General features: G+C 61.8%; 2 tRNA genes. Both read right to left on the bottom strand.

Features of this window, described 5'->3' with window-relative positions:
• Positions 1–246: 246 nt before the first annotated feature.
• Positions 247–322: transfer RNA gene (locus ME121_RS32930), tRNA-Ala, on the bottom strand.
• Positions 323–358: 36 nt separating this feature from the next.
• A tRNA-Ile gene (locus ME121_RS32925) sits at positions 359–435 on the bottom strand.
• Positions 436–500: the final 65 nt, after the last annotated feature.

Raw genomic sequence — 500 nt, 5'->3', positions numbered from 1 at the left:
ATCGAACCGTTTCCGATCCGATCACCGTATGCTTGCCGAACATGGCCGCCGGGGTTGGCAGATCTCTCTGCCCCAACGGCCACATTCCCTCTTCACGATGTCACTGATGTCTTCGCCTAACAGCCGACCCTGCGGGACCGATCGGTCCTCACAGCATCCAGGCTGCGGCAAACGCATGTTCCAGATAGCGGGCTCGACACCTCTCTCGGGCGGCTGCCGTTTCCACGACGCCAAGTCCCAAAGAAGTGGTGGAGCCAGACGGGATCGAACCGACGACCTCATGCTTGCAAAGCACGCGCTCTCCCAGCTGAGCTATGGCCCCAAAGGGTCAAGCCGGCGGGCGGAACGTCCCGTGTCGTGGTGGGCCTGGGACGACTCGAACGTCCGACCTCACCCTTATCAGGGGTGCGCTCTAACCACCTGAGCTACAGGCCCAGTACGATCGAGCGGTTTGCACCGCGATCGCGCTATCTGGTGAGGAAGAGAAACGAGGACGGCGT

Origin of the sequence: Methylobacterium sp. ME121, assembly GCF_000974725.1 — a bacterium.
Classification (GTDB): Bacteria; Pseudomonadota; Alphaproteobacteria; order Rhizobiales; family Beijerinckiaceae; genus Methylobacterium; species Methylobacterium radiotolerans.
The sequence above is the reverse complement of the archived record's forward strand: the minus strand, read 5'-3'. Positions and strand labels throughout refer to the sequence as shown.